This is a genomic window from Lentzea sp. NPDC006480, from assembly GCF_040611995.1.
GTDB lineage: Bacteria > Actinomycetota > Actinomycetes > Mycobacteriales > Pseudonocardiaceae > Lentzea.
This window is the reverse complement of record NZ_JBEXPJ010000058.1, coordinates 19,522-45,964: the sequence shown is the minus strand read 5'-3', so window position 1 is coordinate 45,964 and position 26,443 is coordinate 19,522. Positions and strand designations below refer to the sequence as shown.

Below are 26,443 nucleotides of genomic sequence, written 5' to 3'. Positions count from 1 at the left end.
GGCGGCGCCCGCGGGAGCCCCCCCTTCTGTCATGCGGTTTTCGCCGCCGCCCAGGTTCTGACGAAGTTGGCGAGGAGCCGCAACCCGTGGCCGGTGGTGACGCTCTCCGGGTGGAACTGCACGGACTCGATCGGCAGAGTGCGGTGCCGCAGGCCCATCACGTAGCCGTCGTCCTCGGACCACGCCGTCACCTCCAGCACGTCCGGCACGGTGTCCTCGACGACGATGAGCGAGTGGTACCGCGTGGCTTCGAACGGGCTGGGCAGGCCGCGGAACACCCCGCGGCCGTCGTGCCGCACCGGACTGGTCTTGCCGTGCACCAGGTGGGTCGCCGGCCGGACGTCGGCACCGTGCGCGAGCCCGATGGCCTGGTGGCCGAGGCACACGCCCAGCATCGGCGTCGAGTCGGCGAACCGGTGCACCAGTTCGACGTGCCCAGAGGCCGCCGGGTGACCGGGGCCGGGGCCGAGCACGATGAGGTCGGGTCGCATGCGTGTCACGGCGGCGTGCGTCAGCTCGTTCGAGCGGACCACGACCGGTCCCGCGTCCACGGTGTCGAGGTACTGCCGGATGATGTGCACGAAGCTGTCGTAGGCGTCGACGACGAGCGTCCTCACGAGGCGAGCTCCTCTCCGGTGACCGCCCAGTAGGCGGCGCTCATCTTGACCAGCGTCTCCCGCCACTCCTGGCCGGGATCGGAATCCGCCACCACTCCCGCGGAAGCCCTGGTGCGGTAGGTGGACCCGGAGTGGGTGAGGCTGCGGATGCACAGCGCGAGGTTCAGCGTGCCGTCGAAGTCGACCAGGCCGAGCGCGCCCGCGTAGAGACCGCGGCGGCTCGTCTCGATCGACTCGATGATCTCCATCGCGCGGATCTTCGGCGCGCCGGTCATCGTTCCGGCCGGGAACAACGCGCGCACCACCTCGTAAGCGTCCACATCGGACACATGCCCGACCACGGTGGACACCAGGTGTGCCACGTGCGAGTAGCGGTCGACGACGAGCATGTCCGGCACGTCGAGCGTGTCACGATCGCACACCCGGCCGATGTCGTTGCGGCACAGGTCGACCAGCATTACGTGCTCGGCGATCTCCTTGGGGTCGGCCCGCAGCCGGGCCGCCGCCTCGGGTCCGGCGTCCAGCGGGATCGTGCCCGCGATGGGGCGCATGGTGGCGGTGCCGCCGGTGTATCTGACGAACAGTTCGGGGCTCGCACCGATCACCGTGTGCCCGGCGAAGTGCGCCAGGTACATGTACGGCGACGGGTTGCGTTCGCGCAGCCTCCGGTAGACGTCGATCGGCGCGAGGGTGCTGGTGATGCGCAGTTCGTGGCCGATCTGCACCTGGTAGATGTCGCCGATCGCGATGTGGTCGAGCGCCCGGCGCACGTTGTCGCGGAACGTCTGCTCGTCGGTCTCGTCGACGCAGTCCGCGGGTGGGAGCCGGGGAGCGGGGATCTCGGGAGCGGTTCGCAGCGCGTCGAGCACGGCGTCCGGGTCGAGATCGGGCCAGAGGTCGCTGTGGTGCACGAGCAGCTCCGCCTCACCGGTCGCGAGGTCGAACCGGAACCGGCCCTGATGCAGCACGACGCACACGTCCGGTTCGTCGTGGTCGCGCGGGATGGTTCTGGGCAACTCCTCGACGTGGTGCGCGGTGTCGTAGCCGAAGAACGACAGGAAGCCGAAGCCCGGCGTAGGCGGGAACGCGCTCTGCGCCTCGCGCAGCATCTCCCACAGGTCGTCGAAGGGCAGCGAGAGCTTGGACCGCACGGCCTCGACGACGGCGGGGACACCGCTGAGCCGCACTTCGCCGCCGTACACCGAGAGCGTGAGCAGCACGCCGAAACCGACCACCGCGTGGCGGCAGTCGGTTTCCGGGCCGGACGGGGACTCGAGCAGGTAGACCTCGTCGGTGCCGAACCGTTCGGCGAGGGCGAGGTAGGTGGTCAGCGGGTCGGCTGCCGGGAGCGCCCGGCGCTCGGTCGTCACCATCGCGGCCTCCAGGTCAGGTGGTGTACGAGTGCCGGGCCGCCGCCGTGCGGGCGGCCTCGACGATTCGGTCGGGCCCGGTGCGGTTGTCCTTGATGCGCGCGGCCTTCCAGCTCACGAACGCGCCGGTGTTGGTGATCGGGTCCAGCTCGGCGTCGACCGCGATGTCCGCGCCGACGCCGAACCTGTCCCGCAGCCGTTCGACGATGCCCTGCCGGATCGAGGTTTCGTCGCCGTCGAGCAGGTCGAGCCGCACCGTGACGCGGTCGCCGGGGTCGATCTCGACCTGGTAGCCGAGGCAGCCGGTGACGCCGTGCAGGATCGCGGCCTCGATCTCGGCCGGCTGGACCTGGCCGCCGCCCAGCGCGATGCGGTCGTCCACCCGGCCGATCACCTCGATCGGCGTGCCGGGCAGACCGCACCCGCAGGTTCCGCCGACGCGCACGAGATCACCCGTGCGGTAGCGGATCAACGGCTTGATGCCGTCGATCAGCATCGTCAGGCACAGCTCGCCGATGTCGTGGCCCGGTTCGAGCGTGTCCGGGTCGAGCACCTCGACCAGGTAGTTGGGGTCCGACAGGTGCAGCCGGTTCTCGACGCATCCGGTCGCGATCGCCAACGCCTCCTGCGAGCCGTACAGGCCGGGCAACACGTCGGCGCCCCAGATGGACTTGACGTTCGCGGCGAACTCGGGTGTGCAGATCTCACCGAGCACCAGGAACATCTTCACGTTGAAGTCGCTGAGCTGATAGCCGTGGTACAGCGCGGCTTTCGCGAGGTTGAGACACAACGTCGGCGCGCACGCGATCACCTCGGCGTTCAGCTCCTTCAGCAGCCGCAACGCCTTCGCGAACCCGACCCGGCTCGACTCCGGCCAGATCTTGGCGTGGCAGGCGCCCATGTTCTGCGTGACATCACCGAAGGTGTCCCCGAACGCGTACAGCTCGGACGGCCCCATCAGCCCGACGACCGGCATGCGCTCGCCGAAGTGCCGCGCGAACATGTGCCGCCACGACTGTTCGACGTGCAGGTTGCTCCACTCGATGTCCTTGGCGCTGCGCGGGCACGGGGTCGGCGCGCCGGTGGTGCCGGTGGTCTCGTAGTAGATCGCGGCCTCGTCGACGCCGCCGCTCAGCACGGCGTGCATCTCCCGGCGCAGATCCGCCTTGGTGGTGAAGGGCAGCTCGGTGAACGGCACGTCGTGCGGCAGGTGCCGGCGGTAGAAGCCGGACTTCTCCCGCACGTGCCGCAGCACGACGTCCAGCCGCTCCAGCCGCCACGCCTCGATGTCCACTTCGGACAGTTCGCCCGCGTAGTACCGGCGGCACAGCTCGTGGTAGTCCATCAGCTCATCCGATCGGGGAATGGCGCGCGGCGAACCACTTGTCGTCGCGCTCGTTGGCCAGCTCGGTGTCGAGACCGTCGCGCCCGGTGAGCTCCCGGTGCTCGCGCAGCACGTGGATCAGGTCGGCCATCCGGTTCACCATGCGCTCGACCATCTGCAGGCCCTCGTCGTCGTGCAGCACGTCGCCCGGCTGGTTGCCGTAGACGATCGCCGGGAAGCCGCTGCCGATCATGATCATGCGGTTGAGCAGCACGTTCGCCGTGAGGTGGTGGTAGACCTCGGTGTGGCTGTAGCGCCTGCCGACGACGATGACGCCGCCGACCTTGTTGGTGAGCGGCCGGTCGAACCGCATGAAGCCGACACCGGAGCGCTCGATGAACGCCTGCATCAGCGCGCCCGTGCCGAACCCGTGCACCGGGGCGGTGTAGAGAATCCCGTCGGCGCGCGCCATCTGTTCCACGACGGCCGGGATGTCGTCCTTGAGTTCACAAGGGACAGTGCGCGAGTTGCAGTCCCCGCACGGCCCGCACGGCGACATGCGGAGGTCGGCGAGCCGGACGATCTCCAGCTCGACCCCGCGCGCCGCGAGCACCTTGCCGACGTACTCCAGCACGTCGGCGGTGTTGCCGTGGTTGCGCTCGGAACCGTGGATGGCGACGATCTTCGGGCTGCTCATGCAGTCGAGGCTAGGAACGACCGGTTACGTAACCGGCAGACCGCACCCTGGCGGCATGAACATCGGCATTCTGCTGTTCGACGGCGTGGAGGAGCTCGACGTGGTGGGCCCGTGGGAGGTGCTCGCCTCGTGGACCCGCCGCCATCCCGACGATGGCTACCGGGTGGCCACGGTCTCGCGCGACGGCAAGGCCGTGACGTGCGCGAAGGACATGGTCCTGACACCACAGCACTCGTTCGCCGACGCGCCCGAGTGGGACGTGCTGATCCATCCCGGCGGCGAGGGCACCGAACTGCTCGTGAAGGACGAGGAGCACCTCGACTGGGTGCGCTCCCAGCGGGCCAGGACCGCGCTCATGACCAGCGTGTGCACGGGTTCCCTCGTGTACGCGGCGGCCGGTCTGCTGGCGGGCCGTCCGGCCACGTCGCACTGGGAGACCGTCGAGTTCCTGGAGTTCATCGACCCGACCATCGAGGTCCGCGAGGACGACCGGTTCGTCGACGACGGTGACGTGATCACGGCGGCGGGGGTCTCCGCGGGCATCGACATGGCGCTGCACCTGGTGTCACGCCTGGCGAGCCCCGACCGGGCCGCGGAGGTCAAGCGCTACATCCAGTACTAGCCCCAGACGAGCTCGGGCATGCCACCGAGGTGATCCGCGAGCCGGTCGCCCTCGGCCTCGACGCCTTTGCGCGCCTTGACGGACAAGGCCTTGAACGGCTCGACCTCCACCACGAGCCGCTTGCCCTTGCGCTGATGCCGCCAGATCCCGGCGAACATCCCGTCCACGACCACCACCGCGGACAACCACCCCTGCGGCCGGTAGATCAGCCCGGTCGAACCACCGCGCAGGAAGTGCTGAGCATGCCGGGTCGCGGCCACGACGTACTGGTCGAACGCGGGCAGCAGCCGCACACCACGCACCGGTTCGGCGTCGAGCAGGCCGGAAAGGTCCGCGACCCACCACGTCTGGCCGTCGAGCGAGGCCTGCTCCGCCTCGATCCCGGCCAGGATCTTCGCGCCCTCGACGGGTGTGACTCCCCACCACCGCGCGAAGTCCTCGCGCGTCGCGGGACCGTGCACGTTCAGGAACCGGAGAGCGATCTCCCGCAACGGTTCCGCCGGTGCCTCCTGTGCGGGAAGCCACTGGTCCGGACGAGCGAAGCTCACCTTCTGGCCCTCGTTGGGGCCGAACACCAGTTTCCCCTGGAACGACGCGGGTTTGAGGTGCGCGCCCCAGCTCTCCCTGAGCCGGTCGCCGATGCCGGGATCTCCGCTGAGCCGCGCGGCCTCGTCGGCGAGCCGTTCGCGGGTGAGGACCTGACCGTCCAGTGCCGCGTGCACGGCGTCGAGCAGCCGGTCCTGTTCCTCGACGGTGATGTGGAAGTTCCGCAGCCACACCGGTTTGCGGTAGTGCTCGTACGTGTTCAGACCGGCCTGCCACAACGAGTACTCGGCGGCGGGCAGCAGGTGCAGGGTGCCGCGCATGCTCCAGGTCTTGACCAGCGCCCGGTCCTGCCACAGCAACCGATCGACCTCGGCCGCCGAGAACCCGTCCAGCCGCGCGTGCAACGTCAGCCCGGCCGAGGACATCAGCTGCGCGTGCACTCCGCACAACGAGCTCGCGACGTCGAGAGCTTCCGTGGCCGGGCGCAACGTGTGCAGGCCGTGCCGCCGGGCACGCCACGCGGCCACCTGCTTCCAGGTGATCGTTTTCACGCACTCCAGCTTCGCAGATCGTCGAGCACCGCACGCGCGACACGGGGACGTGACTCGTCGAGGTAGAAGTGGCCGCCGTCGAACAGCCGCAGCCGGAACGCCCCCGCGGTGTGCTCGGCCCAGCTCGCCAGGGTCGCCGCCGGCACCTCCTCGTCGGCCATCCCGCCGTAGGCCGAGATGGCGCACGGCAGCGGAGGTTCCGGGTAGTACTCGTAGGTCTCGACGACCTCGAAGTCGGCCCGCAGCGTCGGCAGGAACATGGCCAGCAGATCCGGATCGGCCAGCAGTTCGTCCGGCGTGCCGCTGTACCCGCGCAACCGCTGGACGAGCCGCTGTTCCGGCAGGCTGTGCACGAACTCGTAGCCCGGCGGGTACGGCACGTGCGGCGCGGGCCGGCCGGACGCGACGATCTGGTCGGGCACCCGGAGACCGGAGCGGCGCAGGTGCCGGGCGAGCTCGAACGCGATCAGCGCGCCCATGCTGTGCCCGAAGAACGCGAGCCCGCGCGTGCCGACGTCGAGGCATTCCGCGAGCTCGCCGGCCAGCTGTGGCACGAGCTCGGACAGCTTGCGATGGGGTTCCTCGGCAATCCGGGCCTCCCGTCCCGGCAGTCGCACGACGGTCAGCTCGGCGACCGGGGCGAGCAGGGGCGCGAACGCCCGGTAGCTCGCGGCGCCGGAGCCTGCGTTGGGAAAGCACACCAGGCGCACCGGCGCGTCCGGGTTCTCCTGTGGTGTCAACAGGTTCATCGTGCGGGTGTATCCGACGACGGTTACGTAACCGGCGGCGAACCGCGGCCCGCCATCGTCTTGCGCGTGACTCTGTCCGACGAACGCCGCGAGCTGCTCGCCCTGCTGGCCGCCAGAAAGGCGACCACGCCGGGTCAGCAGCGCTTCTGGCGGCTCAACCAGGCCGATCCCGCCGACCCGGCGTACAGCTGGCCGTGGGCGCTGCGGCTGCCGGGCCCGGTGGACGAGCCCCGGCTGCGGCGCGCGCTCGACGTCGTGCTGGACCGGCACGAGATCCTCACCTCCGCCTACGACTGGGACGACGGAAACCTGTGGCAGGTCAACGCTCCCCGTCCCGAACTGCAAGTCGTCGACACGGACGTGCAGACGGCGCTGCGGGAGGACAACCTGCGACCGTTCCACCTCGGCTCGGAGCCGCCACTTCGGATGAGCCTGCTCCCGGACGACGTGCTGCTGGTGAACGTCCACAACATCGCGAGCGACGGCTGGTCGATGCGCGTGCTCGTGGACGAGCTGACCCGCGCGTACCGCGGCGAGGACCTGCCGGAGCCGGGACTGCCGTACCACCGGCACGCCGCCAGGCAACGCAGCTGGCTCGCGTCCCGCCGCGCGGAACAGGAGATGGCGTACTGGCGGCGCAGGCTGACCGGGCTGGAACCGCGCAACGGCAGGTCCCGTGAGTCCACAGTGGAGCGAGTCGATGTCGACGCCGAGGTGGCCGGGAAGGTGCGCCAGCTGGGCAGGGCGGCGAAGGCCACCCCGTTCATGACGATGTTCGCGCTCTTCGCGAAGCTGCACGGAGAACGCTCCGGCAGCCACGACGTCGCGATCGGCACCTCGGTGTCCGGCCGCGCACCGGACGAGGAGCGCACGATCGGCTACTTCGTCAACCGCGTCGTGCTGCGCATGAACACCCGCGGCGAGGACCTGGACCTGGTGCGCCGCGCCAGAACGACCGCCGTGGAGGCCTTCGCGCACGCCACCGTTCCGTTCGAACACGTCGTGGAACGGCTGTTCCCGGCCGAGTACCTGGCCGCGGCACCGCTGGTCGACGTGATGTTCGTGTTCGACACGGGCGGCGCGGCGGTGGTCGAGCCCGAGTACCGCACGTCGAAGTTCTCGTTGGTGGTGAACGTGAAGCCGGACGCCAACGGCTACGTGATCGAGGCACACCACCCGAAGGGCGCGCCCCACGGCGTGCTGCGCGACTACGCCCGTCTACTGAAGGGTCTGACCACATGATCGTCATCATGCTGAGCGAGGCGTGCACGCCCGCGGACCGGCGCCGGATCATCGACCTGGTGCAGTTCGCGGGCAACGGCCTGCGCGTGCACACCCCGGAGCTGCTGTCGCTGTCCGGTGACCACAACGCGATCCGCGCGCTGCTGGCGGACGAACCGTGCGTGCTCGACGTCGCCAAGCTGCCCGCCGCCTACCCCCGCTCCGCCCGGCTGCGCGGCCGTCCCGACTGCACGCCGGTCGCACTGGGCGACGCGTCGATCGGCGGCCCGGACTTCACGGTCATCGCCGGACCGTGCTCGGTGGAGAACCGCAGCCAGCTCCTCACCATCGCCGACGCGGTGCGCGAAGCCGGCGCGGATGCCTTGCGGGCCGGCGCTTTCAAGCCGCGCACGTCGCCCTACGCGTTCCACGGCCTGGGTGTGCCCGGACTGCGGCTGCTCGCCGAGGCACGTGAGGTGACCGGCCTGCCGGTGGTCAGCGAGTGCGTGGACGTGCGCGACATCGAGGTCATGGCGTCCTCGGTCGACATGATCCAGATCGGTGCCCGCAACATGCAGAACTACACGCTGCTGCGGGAAGCGGGCCGCACGCGCGTGCCGGTGCTGCTCAAGCGCGGGCTGGCCGCGACGCTCGACGAGCTGCTGCTCGCCTGCGAGTACCTGCTGGACGGCGGGAACGAGCAGGTGGTGTTGTGCGAACGCGGGATCCGCACGTTCGAGACGAGCTACCGGTTCACGCTCGACGTCGCCGCCGTGCCGGTGCTGAAGGAGCGCACGCACCTGCCGGTGATCGTGGACCCGAGCCATGCCGCCGGTGCCACGCATCGGGTGGTGCCACTGGCTTTGGCCGCCGCGGCCGCCGGTGCCGACGGGATCATCGTGGAGAGCCACCACGATCCGGCTTCCGCGTTGTGCGACGGCGCGCAGGCCCTGCCGGTGGGGGAGCTGCCGGCGTTGATGGAGAAACTCGGCCACGCCTGTGCCGCGGCGGGACGGACGATGCGCGCCACTACGCCTGTTCCAGCCCGGTGATCAGGTCCGCGGCGGCGGCCTTCTTGATCGCGTCGACCCGGGAGACGGCGTCGAGCTTGCCGTAGATGTTGGTCAGGTGGCGCTTGACGGTGCCCTCGCTGATGAACAGCGCGGCCGCGATCTGAGCGTTGCTCATCGCCTTGGCCACCAGCCGCAGCACGTCGAGCTCCCGTGCGGACAACGGACTCGGCCGCTCCGCCGGTGGTTCCAGCGCGTCCATGGTCTCGCGCGGGATCGACAGGACGACGTTCTCCCGGTTGCGGCTCACGGAACGCACGGCGGCGACGAGCTGATCCCGCGCGATGTTCTTGACCAGGTAGGCCGCCGCACCGCTCTGCAGCAGGTCGCGGACGACCCCGGGGCTGTCGTGCATGGTCAGGACGATCACGTTGAGGTCAGGCATCGTGGCGCGCAGGGCGAGGATCACCGCCTTCGCGCCGGGACCGGGCATCTCCACGTCGAGCAGCACCACGTCCGGGCGGTGCCGCTCGGCCAGCGCGATCGCCTCGTCGCCGCTGGAACCCTCACCCACGACGTCGAAGTCGGGGTCGGTGGAGAGCAGCTCGCGCAGGCCTTCGCGGAACAACGTGTGGTCGTCTGCGAGGACGATGCGCACGGTCATGCGGCGTCCAGCCAGGGCAACGTCACGGTGACCGTGGTGCCCTCGCCGATGCTGCTCGCCGCGATGAACGTGCCGCCGAGCAGCTCGACGCGTTCCCGCATCGACTCCAGGCCGATCCCGCCGGTCGAGCCGTCCAGCTGAGCGAGGTCGAACCCGCAGCCGTCGTCGCCCACGCTCGCCCGCACCTGGTTGCCGCCCACCGAGATCTCGATGCCCACGCGTTGCGGTGCGGCGTGCAGCAACGCGTTGCGGGCTGCCTCACGCAGCACCAGGTACAGCTCCTCGACGACCTCGGAGGGCAGCCTCAGCACGTCGCCCTCGACCGTCACGTGGTGCAGCACGCCGAACGGCGCGTGGGCGTCGAGGTAGTCGGACAGCGCGACCTGGAGACCTCCCGCCAGCACGGCGGACGTGCGCAGCTCGGTCGCGAGGTGGCGGATCACGTCGAACGCGTCGTGCAGCACGTCCTGGCTCAGCTTGAGCTTCGCCTGCGCCCGCGCCGGGTCGTTCGCCAGGTAGGCGTCGTGCAGCTCCAGGTGCTGCAGCGCGTTGCCGACGGCGTGCGCGACCCGGTCGTGCAGCTCGCGGGCGATGCGGTGGCGTTCGTCCTCGTGCGAGCTGGTGACCTTCTTCAGCAGGTAGCTCGCGTAGGAGACGGAACCCTGGGCGATGCGGGACATGATCGACCGGTGCAGCGCGGTGCTCGCCTTGATCAGCTCGGTGTCGCCGTAGCCGGTGCGGCGCAGCTCGTTCACCACCGTCGGCAGCGCGACCTCGAACAACGCCGTCGCGGCCTTGACCGACTCGACCGGGTGGATGGCGTGCAGCGCGCGGTTGACGCCGATCTCGGCCGTCAGCGGCAGCGGTGACTCCGCGGGGCAGCTGGTGACCGCGGCCTCGACGTCCGCGAGGACGGTGGCCACCTGCCGGTCGAGCTGCTCGCGAACATCGGAAAACGCTATGAGTGGACTTCGATCAGCACGCAGTCTCGCGCCGAATGCGTCCACGACTTCTCGGCGCACTTCGTCGCGGAACCCCGCTAATCGTCCGTCGGTCACCGCTGTCCCTCCCCGAAAAAGCGGTCCGTGTCCACTCTCTTACCGTGCGTGACATTCAGTTGTGTCCGCCCCGCTGTGACACTAACACCGCATTCCGTTACCGGAAGGCCAGTGAGACGAGGAGTGTTAGATGGGCGGCATACTGGGTAATCATGAAGGTTCCGTACGGACGGCGGCGGCAGAACCGCTCTCCCCGGCTCATGTTGCCGGTCACGACGATCGCCAGCGCGATGGAACCCGCGCACACGACGATGGCGACCGGCACGACCGATGGTGCCCAAACGAGCGCGGTTAGGAGAAATCCCCAGCCGACCGCGCTCGCGCCAATCGCCATCGCGAGACGGGCCGCGCGATCGCCGAGCACGACCGGCAGAGTGCGCCGTCCCGCCAAGCGATCCCCGGCGGCATCGGAAAGATCCTTGGTGGCGCCGCCGAATGCCATCCAGAGCGACATCGCGCCGCCGAACAGCAGCAGCGGCGCGCCGATCTCGGTCGCGCCGCTGGCATACCAGCCGCACAGATAAGTCAGCCCGCCCAATGCGACGACGGCGCCGAGAAATCCCGGTACGTTTCCTTTGAGCGGGCGCGGTCCGGTCGAGTACCCGATGCCGGCCGCCAGGTGCAGCACCACCAGCAGGCACACGATCGGCGAGATCAGCGCGGCGACACCGACCGCGCCGGCGGCCAGTGCGACCACCACGGATTTGGCCTGGTCCACTGGGAGCGCTCCCCGTGCGATCGGCCGGATCGACCCGTTCTCCCGGTCCTCGACGACGTCCGCGATGCCGTTGAGCAGATAGATGGCCCAAGTGGCGGCCACCCAGCAGCCCAGCACCCCGGCCACCTTGGCCCAAACTGCTCCATTTGTGTGATGATTGGCGAGCAGTGCCGCGCAGCAGAATCGCAGTGCGAAGATTCCCTGCACCATCGGACGGGCTTCCTTCCAACACAGGCGCAGGTTTGTGGGCATGGTCAGCCGGCGGTCATCGGACCGCTGAGTCAGGTACATGTCCCGAGCCTATCGACCTGGGGGCTGCCCGGCGCGGCACGAATTCGGCAATTACCACTACGACCAAGGTGGTAGTGGTGCTACGACCTTCCGCACATTGTCGTCGTTCCCGGTGCACCCCACTTGAGGGCGGGTACCGGGAGTCATAAGGTCGGAAATACCAAACCCGGTCGGCAGGAAAGGCTACGCCAATGCTGCGAGAAACCACAGAGGCCGCTGTCACTGCGCGATTCTTCGGCGATTTCTCGGTGCACGTGTGCGGCCGTCCGGTCGAGCGCTGGCGGGCCGGCAAGGCCCGCAGCCTCTTCCAGTACCTGCTGGTGAACCGCGGCCGCGTGGTGACGAAGGACAAGCTGTACGAGGTGCTCTGGCCGGCCCAGGAATGGTCGCCGACGGGCAGTTCCCTGAAGGTCGCCATGCACGGTGTGCGTCAGGTTCTGTCCACGGCCGACGCCGCGGAGCCGGCCGTGGAAATCGTCAACCGCGACCACGGCTACCTGCTCAAGGCCGACGACGTGTGGCTGGACCTGGACGAGTTCTCGTCCGCGATCGACACGGCTCGCGCGGCCGAGCTGGCGGGCGACCACGCCACCGCCCTGCGGCACTACTCCCGCGCGGTCGACCTGTGTCCCGGCGACTTCCTCGCGACCGAGTCCGGTGACTGGATCGACGAGCAGCGGGCGTGCAGCAAGGCGCTGGTCCTGCAGGCGCTGCACTACCTGCGCGCCGACGCGTTGCGCAGGGGGGACCGCCTGGCCGCGGTGCGGATGTGCCAGCGCCTGCTGGCGGTCGACCCGTACCAGGAGGAGCTCTACCAGACGCTGATGGTCGTGCACGGCCGCAAAGGCGAGCTCGGCCAGGTGCAGACCTGGTACGACATCTGCCTGCGCCGCCTCCAGCAGGACCTGGACGTCGAGCCGACCGAGACGACCTACCGGATCTTCGCCCGCGCCATCCGCGGTGAGCTGCGGGAACGGGCGCTGGTGGCCTGACCGAGGAGGAACGACTGCGATGGAACCCGAAGTACCGGACGTCGAGCTGCTGATCCCGCACCAGATGACCGACCTGGAAGGCTGGGCCCTGGCCGGACACCTGCTCGGCCCGGAGGCGGAAGAGGAGCCGAACATCCTGCGGGCGCTGGACTAGCGATCATCCACAGTGGACTCGGGCATTCGTGCGCGGGTCCACTCGTCGTGTTCGGCCGTGACACGGATTATGGTCTCTGTCATACTCCCGAGTCGAGGGAGTTGGTGATGAGCGGACCTGACCGGCGGGGCACCAGGCAACGGATGCTGGACAGCGCCGTGCTCCTGCTGCGCGAACGTGGCGCGGCCGGCGTGACGGTCGACGCCGTGCTGGCGCACAGCGGGGCGCCCCGGGGGTCCGTCTACCACCACTTTCCCGGCGGCCGGAACGAGATCGTGCTGGGCGCGGTCCGCCAGGCAGGGGACTACATCGCCGCCATGGTCAGCGACTCCGCGGCCGAGGGTGACGTCCAGCGGACGGTCGAAGGTCTCGTCCGCTTCTGGAAGCGCGCTCTGACCAAGACCGGCTTCCGGGCGGGCTGCCCGGTCGCGGCGATGGCGATGGACAGCCGCGACCTCGTTCCCGACGCCGGTGAGGTGGTGCGGGAGATCTTCGCCCAGTGGCACACGAGTCTCGCGGATGTCCTGTCCACCAGTGGTTTCCCGGCACCGCGTGCCCAGCGGCTGGCGACCCTGATCGTGTCCGTGATCGAGGGCGCGGTCATCCTCTGCCGCGCGAACCGCGACCTGGGCCCGCTCGACGACGTGCTGATCGAGATCGCGCCCCTTCTCGAACGAGCTGACTAGGAGCCTGCCGATGTGGCAACCCAGCGCCTGCATCCTCTGCGAGTGCAACTGCGGGATCGAGATCCTGGTCGGTGACGACGGCCGCACGTTCGAGAAGATCCGCGGCGACAAGCTCCATCCAGCCTCGGCCGGCTACACGTGCAACAAGGCGCTGCGCCTCGACCTGCACCAGAACGGCAAGACCGGCCGGATCACGCATCCCTTGCGCCGGCGGGCCGACGGCACGTTCGAGGAGATCGACTGGGACACCGCGATCAGCGAGATCGCGGCGCGCCTGGGCGAGGTCCGGGACACCTTCGGCGGGGAGACGATCTTCTACTACGGCGGCGGTGGCCAAGGTAACCACCTCGGCGGCGCGTACTCACCGGCCACGCTGGCCGCGTTCGGCGCCCGCTACCGCTCGTCCGCGCTCGCCCAGGAGAAGACCGGCGAGTTCTGGGTGAACGCCCGCATGCTCGGCAACATCACCCGCGCCGACTTCGAGCACTGCGAGGTCGCGCTGTTCGTCGGCAAGAACCCCTATCAGTCGCACGGCTTCCCGCGTGCCCGCTCGGTGCTCAAGGACATCGGCAAGGACCCGGCCCGGTCGATGATCGTGATCGACCCGGTGCGCACCGAGACGGCGGAGCTGGCGGACTTCCACCTCCAGGTCCGGCCGGGTACCGATCTCTACCTGCTGACCGCGCTCGCCGCCGTGCTCGTCCAGGAGAACCTGGTCGCCGCGGACTGGCTCGCCGAGCACACGTCTGGCCTCGACGCCGTGGTGGATGTGCTGCAGCAGGTGCCGGTTGCCGACTACTGCGCCGTTTCCGACGTCGACGAAACGCTCGTGCGGACGGTCGCGGCCCGCATCGCCGCCGCCGACTCCGTTGCCGTGTTCGAAGACCTCGGCGTGCAGATGAACCGCGACTCCACGCTCGTGAGCTACGTCGAGAAGCTGGTCTGGCTGCTCACCGGCAACTTCGGCAAACCGGGCGCGCAGTACGTGCCCTCCAGCCTGGTGCCGATCGGCCGGGACCGCGGCCACTCCGGCGAGGAAGGGCCGCGCAGCCCGGTCGCGGGCGCGCGGATCATCAGCGGTCTGGTGCCCTGCAACGTGATCGCCGAGGAGATCCTCACCGACCACCCCGCGCGCTACCGGGCGATGCTGGTCGAGAGCGCGAACCCCGCGCACTCCCTGGCCGACTCAGCGCGGATGAGGGAGGCGTTGGGGGCGCTGGAACTCGTGGTCGTCATCGACGTCGCGATGACGGAGACCGCGCGCCTGGCCGACTACGTGCTGCCCGCGCCGACCCAGTTCGAGAAGTTCGAGGCCACGTTCTTCAACTTCGACTTCCCGCGCAACATCTTCCACCTGCGGCACCCGGTCGTGCCCGTGCCCGAGGGAGTGCTGCCCGAACCGGAGATCCACGCCCGGCTGGTCGAAGCGTCGGGGGCGCTGTCCGAAGACGACTACGCGCCGCTGCGGGCAGCCGCGGCGGCCGGACGGGCCGAGTTCGCGCAGGCTTTCCTCGCAGCGCTGGCGGATCCGGTGAAACGGCGGCTCGCTTCGGTCCTGCTGTACCGCACGCTGGGCCCGACCCTGCCGCACGACGCCTCCGCGGCCGCCGTGCTGTGGATGGCCGCCCACGAGTGCGCCCGCAAGAATCCGGCCGGTGTGGAGAAGGCCGGCTACGGCACCGGACTCGAAGCGGGCGAACGGCTTTTCGAGGCGATCATCCACGGCACCCACGGCGTGGAGATCACCCACGACGACTACGACGCGTCGTGGGGGCGCCTGCCCAACGACCGGATCAACCTGGACGTGCCGGACCTGCTCGCCGCGGTGGCCGCGTTGCGTGACCGGGTTGCGCCACAACAGGATCCGGACTGGCCGTTCGTGCTGTCCGCGGGGGAGCGGCGGGCGTTCACGGCCAACACGATCATGCGCGACCCGAGCTGGCGGCGGCGCGACCCGGACGGCCGCCTGCGCATCAGCGCCACCGACGCGTCCCAGCTCGGCGTCACGACCGGCGACCAGGTCAGGCTCACCACCCGGCGGGGCAGCGCCGAGGTGTTCGTGGACGTCACGGAGTCCATGCGGTCCGGCCACATCTCGCTGCCCAACGGCTTCGGCCTGACCGTCCAGGAGCGCACCGGCGTCGCCCCGAACGAGCTCACCGCCGCCGAGGACCGCGACGAGTGGGCGGGCACGCCGTGGCACAAGCACGTGCCTGCCCGGCTGGAGCGCCTGAAGTCCGAGGCGTGACGCGCCACAACTTCACCACCCACATCCAGCTCAACGGCAAGACGCCGACCGGCCTGCCCGTCCCCGCGGACGTGGTGGCAGCGCTGGGGCAGGGCAAGAAGCCCAGGGTGCTGGTGACCATCGGCGCCCACACCTGTCGCAGCACGGTGGCGGTGTACGACGGTGACTTCATGCTGCCGCTGAGCGCCGCCAACCGCGAGGCCGCGGGCGTGAGCGCCGGCGACACCGTCGAGGTGACGCTGGAGCTGGACCTCGCGGAACGCAACGTCGAGCTGCCAGGGGACCTCGCGGCGGCACTCGACCAGCACCCCGCCGCCCGTTCCGCCTTCACCGCGCTCTCCTACAGCAACCAGCGGCAGCGGGCCGAGGCGGTGGCGGCGGCGAAACAACCCGAGACCCGCGCCCGACGCATCGAGAAGATCATCACGGAACTGTCGTGACCGGCTTGGGCCGCACCCAGCCCGGAGCGCCGCCCACGAGCGCGAGCGGCAGCAGGACCACGACCGCGGCGAGCAGGAAACCGAGCCGGAACGTGTCGTCCGACGGCGAGGAAGTGAGCAGCGCCGCCGCGGCCAGGACGCCCAGCGCCGCACCGATCGCACGAGCGATGCCGCAGGTCGCCGCGGCGACGCCGGTGTTCTCCTCCCGCACCGAAGCGATCACGCTGGTGTAGGTCGCGGTCGACGCGGTGCCCACGCCGAGGCCCAGCGTCACCAGCATGCCCAGCACGATCTGCCACGGCAGGTCGTGCCACAGCGCCAGGAACAGGGTTCCCGCGGCGGTGAGGACCAGACCGGCCACCAGGGCCACGCGGGCACCGGCCCGGCGCACGAGCAGCCCGGACACCGGCCCGACCACGATCGCCACGACCACGGTGGGGAACAGGTACAGGCTGATGTCGCTGGGAGTGGCACCGAAGCGCGGCGTCGAAAGCAGCTGGGGCACCAGGAAGTACGTCGCCGAGTAGCTGGCGCCCAGCGCACCGGCCAGGACGCTCGCGGTCCACACCCCGCGTGTCCGCAAGACGTTCAGGTCGACCAGCGGATGCGCGGCCCGTCGCTCGACCAGCACCCACCCGGCGCCGAACACGAGGGCCAGTGCGAGCAACACCGGCGCACCGGCGTAGAGCGCCAGCATCAGCGTCGCGAGCGTCAACGCCAGCAGCACACCACCAAGCCAGTCCAGTCGTGCGGTCCGGATGCGAGTGCCGCCGGGCAGCACGAGAGGAGCGACGAGGGCGACGGCGGCGACGACCAGCGCGGGCAGCAGGAACATCCACTGGCGCGACCACGCGTCCGCGAGCGGCCCGGACGTGAGCACGCCCAGGCCGGTGCCGACGGTGAACAGGCCGGTGAGCCAGCCGACCGCCACCGGCGTCGAGTCCGTGAACAGCTGACGCGCCACGACGAACGAGACGGGCAGGATGCCGCCGCCGAGTCCCTGCAGGAACTGGCCCAGCAGGATCACCGGGAGCGTCGTGGCGAACGCCGACAGCACGGCCCCGGCGACGATGCACCAGGTGAGCACGAGCAGGATCCGCCGGCCACCGCGGTCGTCGGCGATCTTCGCGACGACCGGCATGGTGATCGCGGACGTGATGATCAGCGTGGTGGACAGCAGGCCGGCCTGGGCGGGGTCGAGGCCGAGTTCTCGTTGCAGCAGCGGCAAAGCGGGGAACGGGATGCTCTCCAGCGCGCCGATCGTGACGGCCAGGGCGGCCAGGACGATCATGGCCGGACGGGTGGTGCTGGGCATGGCTGCTCCTTCTGCTCAGTGAACCTGGCGGGTCTGCCCTTCCCAGTGCGCGGCGCGCAGATCGCGCTTGAGGACCTTGCCGGTGCCCGACACCGGCAACGACTCGACGAACTCGGTGCTGCGCGGTGCTTTGTAGCCCGCGATCATCGTCTTGACATGCGCCCGCAGCTCGTCGTGGCCGAGCGCCGCGCCGTCCCGCAGAACGACCACGGCGTGCACCCGCTCGCCCCACTCGTCGTCCGGCACTCCGATCACCGCGCAGCAGGCCACCGCGGGATGGCGCGCGATCGCGTTCTCCACCTCGGACGAGTACACGTTCTCGCCGCCGGACACGATCATGTCCTTGAGCCGGTCGACGATGAACAGGTAGCCGTTCTCGTCGAGGTGACCCGCGTCGCCGGTGCGCATCCAGCCATCGCGCAACGCCTCGGCCGTCTCCGCAGGCTTGTCCCAGTACCCGAGCATCACGTGCCCGCCACGGACCTGGATCTCACCCACGGTGCCCGGCGGCACCTCGTGGCCGAACGCGTCGGTGATCCGGAGTTCGGCGTGCGCCGCGGCCCGTCCCGCCGACCGCGACAGCGCGGGGTCGCGGTGGTCGGCCGGGCCCAGCACGGTCGCGACCGGCGCGAGCTCGGTCATTCCGTACGCCTGCACGAAATCCGCGTTCGGAAACGCCCGCATCGCCCGTTCGAGCACGGCCTGCGGAATCGGCGACGCTCCATAAAGGACGTTTCGCAGGCTGGACAGGTCGTGCGCGCCGACGGAAGGGTGATCGGCCAGCTGCTGGATCATCACCGGCACGAGCAGGCAGTCCGTGACCCGCTCCCGCTCGAGCGTCGCGAGCACGGTCGCGGGGTCGAATCCCGGCAGGAACACGTGACCGCCGCCCAGCGCGAGCACCGCACCCCACGTGGCGAGGTCGGCGAGGTGGAACATCGGCGCGGTGTGCAGCAGCCGCGCCCCGGCCCGGAACGCCCGTCCGCTGGCGACCAGGCCGAGCGCCGACGTCATCAGGTTCGCGTGGGAGAGCATGACGCCCTTGGGAAAGCCCGTGGTGCCACCGGTGTAGAACAACCCCGCCAACGCGTCCCCGCCGCGCCGCACGTCCGGCGCCGGCGCCGAACCGGCGATCAACTCCTCGTACCCGATCACGTCTTCCGGTGCGGGCCCGTTCCCGGTGTGCACGACGATCCGAAGATCGGGATGTTCCGCGCGCAACACGGGCAGCATCGGCGCGAACGCGTCGTCCACCAGCAGAACGGTCGTCGCGGAGTCGCGCAGCGAGTAGACGATCTCGGCCGGGCTCCACCGCGTGTTGACCGGGTTCAGCACGGCGTCCGCCCACGGCACCGCGAGCAGGTACTCGTGGTAGCGGTCGGAGTTCAACGCCAGCATCGCCACCCGGTCGCCCGCGCTCACCCCCAGCGAGCGCAAGCCACCGGCCAGCCGCGCCACCCGGTCCCGCACCTCCGCGCACGTCCGCCGCCGCCCGGAGCACGCGGTCATCTCCGCGTCCGGCGTCTGCTGCGCGGCCCGGTGCAGGCCCTGCGTCAGGTACATGGCCGGTAAAGCTACAAGGTGTAGCGGAACTCCGGAAGAGGCTTTCGCAACGATCCGTAGCGAAAGTATCAGCTGGGTCGGGGACGGTCGGCGAGCTTGAGCCAGACGACGCCGGCGATGATCACCGCCAACCACCCGGCTCTGGCGGGAGTGAGGGCCTCGTCGAAGAAGATCGGTCCGAGCAGCGCGGCGCCGACGGCACCGATCCCCGCCCACACGGCGTACCCGATGCCGACCTCGATGACGCGCAGGGCCAGGCTGAGCGCCCAGAGGGTGAGCAGGAAGAAGACGACGGCCACGAGTGACCAGGACAGGACGGTGAAGCCCTGGCTGCCTCCGACGGAGAGCGCGTACCCGACCTCGAAGGCTCCGGCCAGGAGCAGGGTGAGCCAGGCGGCGCGCGAGTCGGGAGAAGTCACGTCACGTTCCGTTGCCGGGTTCACGCGACGCCCGTCAGCTGCAGGCCGACGACTCCGCTGATGACGAGTGCGATGCCGGCGGCCTTTCGCCAGGTGAGGCGCTGGCCGAACACCAGAGCGCCGAGCAACGTGATGCAGACGCCCGCGAGCGACGTCCACAGGGCATAGCCGACCCCGACGTCGAAGGTGAGCAGAGCTCGGCTGAGGAAGTAGGTGGCGAGCCCGCCGGTCACGAGCGTCGCGATGGTCCAGCCGCGGTGGGCGAAACCTCGGGCCTTGCCGGCGCAGATCGCCACGGCCGTCTCGAAGGCGACGGCGACGGCGAGGTGGAGCCAGTACACGGGAGTTCCTTTCCGAGTGCGGAATTGCTCCCCGTCAGCGTCGAACTTGACACCGGTGTCAAGTGCAAGACTGGGCGAATGCGCATCGGCGAGTTGTCGGAGGCAAGTGGCGTCAGCACCCGCTCCCTGCGCTACTACGAGAGCCAAGGGCTCATTCGCTCCGCGCGGACCGCGGGCGGCTGGCGGGATTTCGACCGGTCCGCGGTCGAGCGTGTCGTGATGATCCAGCACCTGCTGGCCGCGGGACTGTCCAGCGCCACCATCGGCGAGTTGCTGCCCTGCCTGGAGGCGACCGCGGAGGAACGGACCGGCGCCATGGAAGTGCTCCTGGCGCAGGAGGTGCGCAGGCTCGAGGGCAAGCGGCGTGACATCGACCGTGAGCTCGAGGTGCTGCAGGCGCTCCGCCGCGACATCGGTCAGTCAGCAGAGGTGTAGACCGGACCGGCAAGTGGTGAGGCTTTCCATCTTGTGCGGGCTGGTCTGCGACGTTCCGTCACCATCTGTCGGCTGCGCGGGATCTCTCGGCGTCGCCGCTGCCCGCGGACCGGCTTCCGCCTGGGCCGAGTTGCAGTGAAACCTGCTGATGACAACGTGGTCTGACCACGGCGAACCGCGCCGCTGTTGTGCCGCGACGGCAGCTGGTTCACGTTCTCAGCCATCCGAAGGGCGCCACCGGCTGGCCTGGTCGAACACGATGATCGACTTTCCGCCACCGCCGCGGCCCGCACCGAAAGCCGTCGCCGCTTCGTCCAGCGGGTACCGCGATCCGACCAGAACCCGCAGGCTTCCCTCTCGGACGAGCTGCGCCAGCTCGGTCAGCCGGGCTCGATCCGCCTCCACGACGAAGAAGATCGTCCGGCCGTCGCGCGGCCTGGCCTCGGTGGGCTCGGTGATGGTGACCAGGGTGCCGCCCGCGCGGACCAGCCCGGCGGAGCGTTCGAGAATCTCGCCGCCGAGCACGTCGAAGGCCAGGTCGACTTCGCCGATGTCTTCCAGGCGCTCGTTTTCCAGGTCGACGAACGCGTGGGCGCCCAGGCCGAGTGCGACCTCGCGGCTGCCGGCCCGGCCCGTGCCGATGCCCCTCGCTCCCGCTCGTCGCGCGAGCTGCACCGCGATCGACCCCACGCCGCCCGACGCGCCGTGGATCAGCACGGTCTGCCCGGACCTGAGCCGTCCGTGGTCGAACAGAGCCTGCCACGCGGTCAGGCCGGAGATCGGCAGAGCGGCGCCGACGGTGTGCTCGACGTCGGCCGGGAGGGGCGCGAGGTTGCGGGCCTCGACCGCGGTGAACTCGGCGAGTGAACCGTCCCGGGTCCAGTCCGCGAGCCCGAACACCCGCTGCCCGACGGTGAGCCCGGTGGTGCCGTAGCCGAGTTCCGCCACGACACCGGACAACTCGTGACCGGGCACGCTGGGCGTCCGGTCACGGCCGGCCCGGTCGGTCCACGTTCCCGGCCAGTCCAGTTCGCCGGGCGTGAAGCCGGCCGCGCACACCCGCACGATGACGTCGTTCTCCGCGGCGTGCGGGTACGGGCGGTCGGTGAGGGTCAGGCCGTCGAGACCGGCTGCCTGGTCCTTGACGGTGATGGCTTTCATGACGAGGTCCTGTTCTGACAGGCGCTGAGCATGGTTCCGAAGCTAACCCCGTTCAGGGCCGGAACCCGGGTCCACTCGCGACCCGCGAACGGGAACCACTCGGGTGGGGAGGGCGCGACGCGGACCAGGCTCGGCCGCGGGCACGTCCCGGACCGAGACCGGCATCAGCGCGGTTCCAGGTCGCGGATCCGCGCGTTGAGGTAACGCTGCTCGGGCATGCTCGTCGTCAGCCGGGCAGCCTGCCGGTAGCCGTCGATCGCGCCCGCGACGTCGCCGGTCATCTCCAGCAGATGCGCGCGCACGGCGTAGGTGCGGTGGTGCCGCCGCATCGCCGGGTCGTCGAGCAACGGCCGGATCAGGGCCAGACCCTCCTCGGCGCCGATCGCCATCCCGACCGCCACAGCCTGGTTGAGCGTGACGACCGGGCTGGGCGCCACCCGCGCGAGCATGCCGTAGAGCAGGCAGATCTGCCGCCAGTCGGTGCCTTCCCAGGTGGTGGCCTCCGCGTGCACGGCGGCGACCGCGGCCTGGAGCTGGAACCTGCCCACGTGCCCGCGAGGCAGCACCCGTTCCAGGATGCGCACCCCTTCGGCGATGTACTGGCGATCCCACCGGGAACGGTCCTGTTCGGCCAGCGGCACCAGCTGCCCGCGATCGGTGCGCGCGGGCGTACGGGCGTGCGTGAGCAGCATGAGGGCCAGGGCACCCGCGACCTCGTCGTGGTCGGGGATCGCCAGGTGCAGCTGCCGGGTGAGGCGGATGGCCTCGTCGGCGAGCGTCGAGTCCACCAGCGCGTCACCACCGGCGCGCGTGTGCCCCTCGGTGAACAGGAGGTGGCAGACGTCGAGCACCGCGGCGACGCGTGCGGGCAGCTCGGCTTCGGTGGGCAGCTCGAACACCGCGCCCGCCGCCCGCAAGGCAGCCCGCGCCCTGGTCAGGCGCTGCGTCATCGTCCGCTCGGGCACCAGGTACGCGGCGGCGATCTGCGCCGTGCCCAGACCGGCGACGGCGTGCAGGGTCAGCGCGACCTGCGAGGAGCGGCTCAGGCCGGGGTGACAGCACAGGAGCAGCAACCGCAGCGTGTCATCGGCGTCGTCGTGGTGCGGGTCGTCCGCGGGTGGCACGAGCCCGCCGTCGCGGGCCTGCGCCACCGCCTTCTCCCGCCCCGCCCGCGCCCCGTCGGCACGCAACCTGTCGATCAGCCGCCGGGAAGCCACCCGGATGAGCCAGCCACGCGGGTTGTCCGGCACGCCATCGCGATCCCACTGCCGTGCCGCGGCCTCGGCGGCCTCCTGCGCCGCGTCCTCGCAGTCGCCGAGATCGCCGTACCTGCGCAGCAGAGCGGCGAGGACGTGCGGCGACTCACGCCGCCACACGTCCTCCACCACGCTCACTAGGCAGGCCCGCCGGCCCACATGGTGGGCCGCAGCTCGACCGTCTCACCCGGACCGGAGAAGCGCGCGGCGATCTCCTCGGCACGCGCGTGGTCCTCCACGTCGATCAGGAAGAACCCGGCCAGGTGCTCCTTGGCCTCCGAGTAGGGCCCATCGGTGAGCAGCGGCTTCCCGTCGCTCCACCGGTAGAGCCGCGACGACTCGGGCGCCCCCAGCGCCTCGCCGCCGAGCAGTTCCCCCTTCTCGTGCAGCTCGCCGAGCATCTTCTCGAACTCGGAGTTCATCCGCTCCCGCTGCTCCGGCGGCACGTCCTGGTAGTCGGGCAGGTAGTTGGAGGTCGGATGCCCCCACGGCTGGGGGTTGGAGTGGATCATGATCACGTACTTCACCGTCGGCTCCTTCGAACGCCGTAGCGGATCGGGCCCCGCTGACCCATCCTCACCCGAGACGTCGGAGCCGGGCACGCCACGTCTACATCCCGGCCGATTTCCTTGTGCGTGACGGTCGGCCGTTGGGCCGGTACCCGACAGCGAGCCGCTGCCGAGGCTCCGGGCGCGGACCCTAATGGACCTCGTCCAGGTACGCCTTCGCCTGCAGCGTGAACAACTCCGCATACCCGGCCTCGGCCGCCATCAGCTCCTCGTGCGTCCCGTACTCCGCGACCTTCCCGTGCTCCAGCAACAAGATCCGCTCCGCCTGCCGCACCGTCGAGAACCGGTGCGAGATGTACAGCGTCGTGCGGCCCTCCGACAGCTCCCGCAGACGCGAGAACAGGTCGTGCTCGGCCTGCGCGTCCAGCGCGGACGTCGGCTCGTCGAGCACCAGCAGCGGTGCCTCCCGCTGGAACGCCCTGGCCAGCGCGATCTTCTGCCACTCACCGCCCGAGAGGCTGACGCCCTGGTCGAACCAGCGGCCGAGCGGGCTGTCGTAGCCCTGGGGCAGCCGCTCGATCCGCTCGTCCGCGCCGGCGCGGCGGGCCGAGTCCTCGATGTGCGGCCGGTCCTCGAGCCGGGTCAGGTCGCCGAGGCCGATGTTCTCCGCGGCGGTGCCCTGGTACGTCACGTAGTCCTGGAACATCGCGCTGATCCGCGTGCGCAGGTCGACGGGGTCGTACTCGCGGATGTCCACGCCGTCGAGCAGGATGCGGCCGCCGGTCGGGTCGTAGAGCCGGCAGAGCAGCTTGAACAACGTCGACTTGCCCGCGCCGTTGCGGCCCACCACCGCCACCGTCTCGCCGGGGCGGATCTCGAAGCTGACGTCGTCGAGCGCGGGCTCCTCGGCGCCGGGGTAGCTGAAGGTCACCGAGTCGAACTCGATGTGACCCTCCACCGTGGACGGCATCGGCCGGGGCGACGCCGGTGCCGTGATCTCCGGCTTGGTGTCCAGGAACTTGTACAACGTGTCGAGGTAGAGGTTGTTCTCGTACATCCCCGAGAACGCCGTGAACAGCCCGGACACCGACGTCTGCACCGACGCCGCCGCGGCCGTGTACAGCGCCAGGTCTCCCAGTGTGAGCCGTCCGCCGACCGCTTCCAGTGCGATGTACAACGTGATCGCCGAACCCGCGAGCGTGCTCAGCAGCCCCCAGGACGTCGAGCTGATGTTGCGGTTGACGGTCAGCTTCCGTTGCCGCTCATAGGAAACGGTGCCGAGCCGCAAAAACCGCTCGACGAAGTACGGGCCGAGCCCGAACAGCTTCGTCTCCTTGGCATAGGTGTCCGTGGTGACCAGCGAGGACAGGTAGTCCATCCGCCGCTTGATCGGCGACATCATGAAGGTCAGCCAGAACGCGCGCGAGCCGTACTTCGACTGCGAGATGAACGCCGGGATCGGCGCCAGCAGCGCGACCAGGGCGAGCAGCGGGCTGATCGAGACGAGCAGCGCGACCATGCTGCCGAACGTGATCAGCGTCCGCAGCAGCCCCAGCGCGGAGTTCATCATCGACAACGGCCGGGTCGGCGCTTCCTGCGCGGCCTGGCGCAGCATGTCGTACGACGCCGAGCCCTCGAAGTAGGCGAGGTGCAGGTCGCTGGCGTGGCCCATCACCCGGTGGCGGATCGTCAGCGTCATGCGTTCCTGCAGCAGCGACTGCGCGATCGACGTCAGCGCGCTGCTGAGCGCGGTCGCGGCCAGCACGCCGAACTGGAGCAACGCGACTCTCGCGATGTCACCCGTGGTGCCGGTGTGCTGGATGGCCGCGACGACGGAGTCGAGCAGCAGCTTCGCGATGTACGCGGTCACCGTCGGCAGCAGGCCGGACAACAGCGTGATCAGTCCCAGCAGGACGGTCAGCACCGGGCTGGCCTGCCACGTCAGCTTCGCGACCTTCGGCAGGCCGCGGACCGTGCCCGCCACGGACGTCCTCGCGCGCTTCAGCCGCGAGCGCAGGTCCTTCGGTTCGTCGTCCGGCTTCGGTTCGGGAATGTCCACCGGCCCGGTGAGCCCGCTCTCCGGCACCGTCGTGGCGCGCCGCCGCCGACCACGCCGGCCCAGCATGAACTCCATGCCGCCCCCGCCGCCCGGGATCACTCAGCCTCCACGGCGCCGTGCAGGAAGAAGTCGACCACCTGGCGCGTGGTGGGCGCGTCGACGTCGGACGCCAACCGGCGGCCGCCGAACAGCAAGGTCAGGAACAGGGCGGCGAGCTGCTCGGGCGGCAGCCGCAGCCGGTCCTTCTCGGGTGTGAACAGCTCGACCATGGCCGCGCGGATGGCGGCCATCGACTCGCGGCGTCCGCCCTTCCACGTGCTCTTCTGGTCCTTGAGGCGCTGTTCGGGGTCGCGGTGCTTGACGCGGCCCGACGCGTGCAGCGCGCCCATCAGCGCGCCCATCCGCTCAAGGTGCGCGCCGAGGGCTTCGGCGGCTTCGACGAGCCGGTCCGCCAACGGCTGGTCGACGGGGATCTCGGCGATCGCGTCGAGCACGTGGTCGGGCCGCAGCGCCTCGGCCGTGCAGGCGTCGAACAGCTCGTCCTTGTCCTTGAACGCGCGGAAGATGGTGCCCTCGCCGATGCCGGCGGCGCGGGCGATCTGGCTGCTCGTGACGTTCGCGCCGTGCTCGATCAGGAGCGGCAGCACGGCGTGCACGATCATGGCGCGCCGGTCTTCGGCGCTCATGCTCGGCGCTCTTCGCCGGGTTTCGGATGCTGGTGTCATGCGCCCATAGTGCGGAGTGAGTGCTCACTCCGTCAAGCGAGTATGAGTACAGGACGCCTCGACCAGCTTCCTGAGCGCAATGGTGAGGCCTGGGTGGCCCTTGTCGATTCGGCGCGGCAGCCGGGCGGAGGCGTAGAGCAGTGGGAGCTGCCCGGCGTCGGTGTTGAGCACGTGGGCGAAGGTGCCGCGCACTCTTCTGCTCTCTCTGGCACGAGAACGATGTGGCACAGCAGCGCTGCCGCGTCTGTCCCAGCCGGCCGCGGCCCCGCAGTTTCCAGTCCAGCAGGCCGAAGTCCGGTCCCATCAGGTTCGCCCAGTGCAGGCCGCCGGCCGCCTCGATCGTGCTGCGGAGTTCTTTCCACCACTGGTCGGAAAGGTCGACCTGGCGCGCAGAACGGCGGTGGAAGAACACGGTGAGCCTGGAACTAAGGTCATCAACTCCGCGCGCTGCAGCCGTCACTCCTCCCGCTCCACCCGTAGACGCCGATAACCCGCGGCTTGGACAGCGTGGTGAACACATTTGGTGTCGAGGTTCCCGCTCCAGAAGTCGCCGCCCGCCCGCCGCTTGTTCTCGGACACCACTCGAAGCCAGAACTGCTCGCCGGCTTTGTGTACGGGCGCATTGATCGGTCCATCCAACCGAGGCGGGTCGGCCCGGCAAGGGTGACTCCGAAGTAGGCGGCGGCGTGTCTGAGGTTCTCG

28 protein-coding genes are annotated in these 26,443 nt (G+C 70.0%); 9 read left to right on the top strand and 19 right to left on the bottom strand.

Annotated elements, in window-relative coordinates; genetic code table 11:
• Positions 1 to 29: 29 nt before the first annotated feature.
• Genes ABZX92_RS23100 through ABZX92_RS23085 form a run of 4 tightly spaced genes read right to left on the bottom strand, consistent with a single transcriptional unit; the run spans position 30 to position 4,008 of the window.
• Entirely contained in the window at positions 30 to 617 is a 588-nt protein-coding gene (locus tag ABZX92_RS23100; RefSeq protein WP_355562859.1) for an aminodeoxychorismate/anthranilate synthase component II, read from the bottom strand.
• Complete coding sequence (locus ABZX92_RS23095) at positions 614 to 1,990, bottom strand: anthranilate synthase component I family protein (protein WP_355562856.1); 1,377 nt, start codon at positions 1,988 to 1,990, stop codon at positions 614 to 616. The genes ABZX92_RS23100 and ABZX92_RS23095 overlap by 4 nt, the downstream gene beginning before the upstream one ends.
• A 13-nt stretch (positions 1,991 to 2,003) precedes the next feature.
• The gene (locus ABZX92_RS23090; protein WP_355562854.1) at positions 2,004 to 3,332 is read right to left on the bottom strand and encodes an AMP-binding protein; all 1,329 of its coding nucleotides are present in this window, start codon (positions 3,330 to 3,332) and stop codon (positions 2,004 to 2,006) included.
• 4 nt (positions 3,333 to 3,336) lie between these two features.
• Complete coding sequence (locus ABZX92_RS23085; protein ID WP_355562853.1) at positions 3,337 to 4,008, bottom strand: flavodoxin family protein; 672 nt, start codon at positions 4,006 to 4,008, stop codon at positions 3,337 to 3,339.
• Positions 4,009 to 4,063: 55 nt separating this feature from the next.
• Here ABZX92_RS23085 and ABZX92_RS23080 point away from each other — a divergent pair, with 55 nt between their 5' ends.
• Complete coding sequence (locus tag ABZX92_RS23080) at positions 4,064 to 4,630, top strand: DJ-1/PfpI family protein (RefSeq protein WP_355562850.1); 567 nt, start codon at positions 4,064 to 4,066, stop codon at positions 4,628 to 4,630.
• Here the strand turns inward: ABZX92_RS23080 and ABZX92_RS23075 are convergent.
• Both ABZX92_RS23075 and ABZX92_RS23070 read right to left on the bottom strand, forming a co-directional pair.
• Complete coding sequence (locus tag ABZX92_RS23075; RefSeq protein ID WP_355562847.1) at positions 4,627 to 5,727, bottom strand: winged helix DNA-binding domain-containing protein; 1,101 nt, start codon at positions 5,725 to 5,727, stop codon at positions 4,627 to 4,629. The two genes, ABZX92_RS23080 and ABZX92_RS23075, sit on opposite strands and share 4 nt — an antisense overlap.
• Positions 5,724 to 6,476 (bottom strand): alpha/beta fold hydrolase, encoded by a 753-nt coding sequence (locus ABZX92_RS23070; protein ID WP_355562845.1) that lies wholly within the window; start codon positions 6,474 to 6,476, stop codon positions 5,724 to 5,726. The genes ABZX92_RS23075 and ABZX92_RS23070 overlap by 4 nt, the downstream gene beginning before the upstream one ends.
• Positions 6,477 to 6,542: 66 nt before the next feature.
• Between ABZX92_RS23070 and ABZX92_RS23065 the strand changes: the two genes are divergently transcribed.
• Complete coding sequence (locus ABZX92_RS23065) at positions 6,543 to 7,718, top strand: condensation domain-containing protein (RefSeq protein ID WP_355562843.1); 1,176 nt, start codon at positions 6,543 to 6,545, stop codon at positions 7,716 to 7,718.
• Positions 7,715 to 8,749: a 3-deoxy-7-phosphoheptulonate synthase gene (gene aroF, locus ABZX92_RS23060; RefSeq protein ID WP_355562841.1), complete on the top strand. Its 1,035-nt coding sequence runs from the start codon at positions 7,715 to 7,717 to the stop codon at positions 8,747 to 8,749. The genes ABZX92_RS23065 and aroF overlap by 4 nt, the downstream gene beginning before the upstream one ends.
• Here aroF and ABZX92_RS23055 read toward each other — a convergent pair.
• The 3 genes from ABZX92_RS23055 to ABZX92_RS23045 all read right to left on the bottom strand — a co-directional run bounded on the left by ABZX92_RS23055 (position 8,727) and on the right by ABZX92_RS23045 (position 11,438).
• Positions 8,727 to 9,371: a response regulator transcription factor gene (locus ABZX92_RS23055; RefSeq protein WP_355562838.1), complete on the bottom strand. Its 645-nt coding sequence runs from the start codon at positions 9,369 to 9,371 to the stop codon at positions 8,727 to 8,729. The genes aroF and ABZX92_RS23055 overlap by 23 nt on opposite strands.
• A complete protein-coding gene (locus ABZX92_RS23050; protein WP_355562835.1) occupies positions 9,368 to 10,294 on the bottom strand; it encodes a sensor histidine kinase in 927 nt (308 codons plus the stop codon). Before ABZX92_RS23050 ends, ABZX92_RS23055 begins: the two co-directional genes overlap by 4 nt.
• A gap of 232 nt (positions 10,295 to 10,526) precedes the next feature.
• On the bottom strand, positions 10,527 to 11,438 hold the full coding sequence (locus tag ABZX92_RS23045) for a UbiA family prenyltransferase (protein ID WP_355562833.1): 912 nt from the start codon (positions 11,436 to 11,438) through the stop codon (positions 10,527 to 10,529).
• 191 nt (positions 11,439 to 11,629) lie between these two features.
• Between ABZX92_RS23045 and ABZX92_RS23040 the strand changes: the two genes are divergently transcribed.
• The 5 genes from ABZX92_RS23040 (at position 11,630) to ABZX92_RS23020 (ending at position 15,958) form a co-directional block, all read left to right on the top strand.
• A complete protein-coding gene (locus ABZX92_RS23040; protein WP_355562831.1) occupies positions 11,630 to 12,430 on the top strand; it encodes a BTAD domain-containing putative transcriptional regulator in 801 nt (266 codons plus the stop codon).
• A gap of 19 nt (positions 12,431 to 12,449) precedes the next feature.
• On the top strand, positions 12,450 to 12,584 hold the full coding sequence (locus ABZX92_RS23035; protein ID WP_355562828.1) for a hypothetical protein: 135 nt from the start codon (positions 12,450 to 12,452) through the stop codon (positions 12,582 to 12,584).
• A 107-nt stretch (positions 12,585 to 12,691) separates the two neighbouring features.
• On the top strand, positions 12,692 to 13,270 hold the full coding sequence (locus tag ABZX92_RS23030) for a TetR/AcrR family transcriptional regulator (RefSeq protein ID WP_355562825.1): 579 nt from the start codon (positions 12,692 to 12,694) through the stop codon (positions 13,268 to 13,270).
• A 10-nt stretch (positions 13,271 to 13,280) separates the two neighbouring features.
• Entirely contained in the window at positions 13,281 to 15,518 is a 2,238-nt protein-coding gene (locus ABZX92_RS23025) for a molybdopterin-dependent oxidoreductase (protein ID WP_355562822.1), read from the top strand.
• The gene (locus ABZX92_RS23020; RefSeq protein ID WP_355562819.1) at positions 15,515 to 15,958 is read left to right on the top strand and encodes a YdeI/OmpD-associated family protein; all 444 of its coding nucleotides are present in this window, start codon (positions 15,515 to 15,517) and stop codon (positions 15,956 to 15,958) included. Before ABZX92_RS23025 ends, ABZX92_RS23020 begins: the two co-directional genes overlap by 4 nt.
• On the opposite strand, the gene ABZX92_RS23015 is transcribed toward ABZX92_RS23020, so the two are convergent.
• From ABZX92_RS23015 to ABZX92_RS23000, 4 genes are all read right to left on the bottom strand, one after another.
• Positions 15,942 to 17,273 carry an MFS transporter gene (locus ABZX92_RS23015; protein ID WP_355562816.1) on the bottom strand — a complete coding sequence of 444 codons (1,332 nt, stop codon included), beginning with the start codon at positions 17,271 to 17,273 and terminating at the stop codon, positions 15,942 to 15,944. The genes ABZX92_RS23020 and ABZX92_RS23015 overlap by 17 nt on opposite strands.
• 15 nt (positions 17,274 to 17,288) lie before the next feature.
• Complete coding sequence (locus ABZX92_RS23010) at positions 17,289 to 18,836, bottom strand: long-chain fatty acid--CoA ligase (protein WP_355562814.1); 1,548 nt, start codon at positions 18,834 to 18,836, stop codon at positions 17,289 to 17,291.
• Positions 18,837 to 18,904: 68 nt separating this feature from the next.
• Positions 18,905 to 19,255, bottom strand: a complete 351-nt coding sequence (locus tag ABZX92_RS23005; protein WP_355562812.1) for a multidrug efflux SMR transporter — start codon at positions 19,253 to 19,255, stop codon at positions 18,905 to 18,907.
• Positions 19,256 to 19,275: 20 nt separating this feature from the next.
• Positions 19,276 to 19,596, bottom strand: a complete 321-nt coding sequence (locus ABZX92_RS23000; RefSeq protein ID WP_355562809.1) for an SMR family transporter — start codon at positions 19,594 to 19,596, stop codon at positions 19,276 to 19,278.
• Between the two features lie 78 nt (positions 19,597 to 19,674).
• Here ABZX92_RS23000 and ABZX92_RS22995 point away from each other — a divergent pair, with 78 nt between their 5' ends.
• Positions 19,675 to 20,031: a MerR family transcriptional regulator gene (locus ABZX92_RS22995; protein WP_355562806.1), complete on the top strand. Its 357-nt coding sequence runs from the start codon at positions 19,675 to 19,677 to the stop codon at positions 20,029 to 20,031.
• A 216-nt stretch (positions 20,032 to 20,247) separates the two neighbouring features.
• Here the strand turns inward: ABZX92_RS22995 and ABZX92_RS22990 are convergent, their stop codons facing one another.
• The 6 genes from ABZX92_RS22990 to ABZX92_RS22965 form a co-directional block, all read right to left on the bottom strand.
• Positions 20,248 to 21,192 carry an NADP-dependent oxidoreductase gene (locus tag ABZX92_RS22990; RefSeq protein WP_355562803.1) on the bottom strand — a complete coding sequence of 315 codons (945 nt, stop codon included), beginning with the start codon at positions 21,190 to 21,192 and terminating at the stop codon, positions 20,248 to 20,250.
• Positions 21,193 to 21,356: 164 nt separating this feature from the next.
• Positions 21,357 to 22,580 carry a DUF6596 domain-containing protein gene (locus tag ABZX92_RS22985; RefSeq protein WP_355562800.1) on the bottom strand — a complete coding sequence of 408 codons (1,224 nt, stop codon included), beginning with the start codon at positions 22,578 to 22,580 and terminating at the stop codon, positions 21,357 to 21,359.
• Positions 22,581 to 22,585: 5 nt separating this feature from the next.
• Entirely contained in the window at positions 22,586 to 22,975 is a 390-nt protein-coding gene (locus ABZX92_RS22980) for a YciI family protein (RefSeq protein WP_355562797.1), read from the bottom strand.
• 172 nt (positions 22,976 to 23,147) lie between these two features.
• On the bottom strand, positions 23,148 to 25,091 hold the full coding sequence (locus ABZX92_RS22975) for an ABC transporter ATP-binding protein (RefSeq protein ID WP_355562794.1): 1,944 nt from the start codon (positions 25,089 to 25,091) through the stop codon (positions 23,148 to 23,150).
• A gap of 20 nt (positions 25,092 to 25,111) precedes the next feature.
• Positions 25,112 to 25,702: a TetR family transcriptional regulator gene (locus ABZX92_RS22970; protein ID WP_355562792.1), complete on the bottom strand. Its 591-nt coding sequence runs from the start codon at positions 25,700 to 25,702 to the stop codon at positions 25,112 to 25,114.
• Positions 25,703 to 25,765: 63 nt separating this feature from the next.
• Positions 25,766 to 25,933 (bottom strand): hypothetical protein, encoded by a 168-nt coding sequence (locus ABZX92_RS22965; RefSeq protein WP_355562789.1) that lies wholly within the window; start codon positions 25,931 to 25,933, stop codon positions 25,766 to 25,768.
• Positions 25,934 to 26,443 lie beyond the last annotated feature (510 nt).